At 41.7% G+C, this 2,210-nt stretch carries 2 protein-coding genes; one reads left to right on the top strand and one right to left on the bottom strand.

The window, feature by feature from the left end:
* Positions 1-353: 353 nt before the first annotated feature.
* Positions 354-1,898, top strand: a complete 1,545-nt coding sequence (locus F6K38_RS39910) for a flavin monoamine oxidase family protein (protein ID WP_287360411.1) — start codon at positions 354-356, stop codon at positions 1,896-1,898.
* Positions 1,899-1,996: 98 nt separating this feature from the next.
* Here F6K38_RS39910 and F6K38_RS39915 read toward each other — a convergent pair.
* On the bottom strand, positions 1,997-2,210 hold a 214-nt coding region (locus F6K38_RS39915; RefSeq protein ID WP_287360413.1), incomplete at its 5' end, for a type II toxin-antitoxin system TacA family antitoxin.

Consider the following 2,210-nt stretch of genomic DNA (forward strand, 5'->3'; position numbering starts at 1 on the left):
CCCCAAGACCGCGCTGCCTCCCCAAGACCGCGCTGCCTCCCCAAGACCGTAATGGTGCGTTTTCCGCATTAAGAATTAAATTCGCCACGGGTCGCACCTCTGCATCGCTGTAAGCCCCGTGGAAACCCCCGCGTGAAGGCGCTGCATCGCTTATTCAAAAGCTGATACGCGACACGCTGATACGCGACACGCTGATAGCTGAATGCTTACAAGTCTGGGGAGTAATCCCCTGGTAATGGTTAACTAGTTAGGGGAGTTATCCCTCAAAAAACGCGATGCGCGAGCATTGAGCCGCTACGGGAAGACATTTTTAAGGGAAAATCAGTCTAAGCCCTAATTTCGGATAACGCTCGATGTTTAACCCTTACCGCCATACACAAGAGTTAGAGGAACCTTTTTCCTTTGAGCGCCTGTATCGTCATCCTGGTTCCCTTAGTCCCTACGATCAAGGTGGTACTCGCAAACGAATTGCGATTATCGGTGGAGGAATTGCAGGACTCGTAAGTGCTTACGAACTGAGTCAACTCAACCATCAAGTTACTGTATTAGAGGCTGATTCTCGCCTCGGAGGAAGAATTAAGACTCATTATTTTAGTGATGGCACTTATGGGGAATTAGGCGCAATGCGAATTCCTACTAGTCATGGCTGCACGTTACACTATATCGATAAATTTAATTTACCAAAAAGACCTTTTATTAATTACAATCCCGCCGCTTTTTATTATCTACGGGGTAATAAAACTCGTTTAGATAATTACCAAGAGTTGTTTGGTGTATACAATTTAACCCCTGATGATCAACAAGACCCTGGGGTAATTTACGACCAGTTATTGGAAGAATTAATCGATTCTTTGACTGAACAAGAGAAATGGGAGTTATTTGCGCCCACTTTTACCAGTGATCAAGTTAGAAAATGGGATACCCTAACGGTTACCGACTATTTTCGCAGTCATCTTTCTGCCGATGCTTTTGAGTTACTCGGTCATGCTACTGGAGCAATTCATTACGACAAAGTCTCTCTGTTAAATGGTTTAATTGACTTCTTTGCTTGGCATCGAGTAGAACAATATGAGCTAATCGGAGGACTGGAAACGTTAATTAAGGCTTTGGTTAAAAGCATATCAGGCACAATCCAGACTGAAGCCAGAGTAACAAATATAGAAATGACCGATAGAGGGGTTCGGCTGGTCTGGAATAAGCTGGATAAGCAACAAATTGCAGAATTTGACTATATTATCTGTACTATTCCTGCTACTGCTCTGGCTCAGATTGATTTTGACCCTAGTTTACCTAGCCAACAACGGCAAGCGATTAACAATTTGGGGTATTACAGTGCCAGTAAAACTCTATTACACTGTACCGCTCGTCCTTGGGAATTTGCCGATCATGTCTATGGGGGTGGTAGCTTTACGGATTTAAATATAGAAAAGTGTTGGTATCCTTCTGATAATGCTCAATTAGACTCAACAAAGCTTTCTCAACCTCACTTTATTGCTAAAGATAAGGATATTTCTTATCAGCCATCAGTTTTAACTGCTGCTTATCGCTGGGAAGATAATTCCAGAAAATTTAGAACTTTAGAGGAAACAGCTAAAACCGATTTAACCTTAGACGAAGTTTCCCAACTTCATCCTGAGATTAAAGACTATACTGATGATATTATTCATAGTATTTGGGATGAAGATAATCAGTCTGGTTCTGGTTCTTATGCCTATTTTGCTCCAGGGTATCGGGAGAAATATCAACCATTACTCGGTCAAGCTTATCCAGTAGATAATCCTCGTGTTTTCTTTGCAGGGGAACACTTGGCAATTAATCATGCTTCAGTTCAAGGAGCGGTGCAAACAGCGGTTTCAGCAGTTATTGATCTTCTGGAAAGTTCTATTTTTGAGATTTAGCTTCTCAAGCACTACCTAAACTAGATAAAGGTAAAAACAACAATAATGGATGCTCTTTAGTTCCTTCAAACCCGTATCCCTCATAATAAGCCAGACGTTCAATCTTTTTCACTGAAAAAAGCCTGATGACGTTGGATAGCTTCTTTTAAATGGTTGTTAGGGGCAGGCGGATTTTCAATCAGACTAAAAATTATATCCGCATCTTGGGGTGATAAGTGAATCACCTGTTCTGTATTAATCGCTTTTTGGGCTTCTTTAACCTGAGCATGAACCATAAATTGATTTAAGGTTGTCCCTGTTAAATCCGCAGCC

Source organism: Moorena sp. SIO3B2 (genome assembly GCF_010692525.1).
In the GTDB taxonomy this organism is placed as follows: Bacteria; Cyanobacteriota; Cyanobacteriia; order Cyanobacteriales; family Coleofasciculaceae; genus Moorena; species Moorena producens.

Coding starts and splice junctions, on each gene's coding strand:
- F6K38_RS39910 (WP_287360411.1), top strand. CDS start 354: ATGTTTAACCCTTACCGCCATACACAAGAGTTAGAGGAACCTTTTTCC.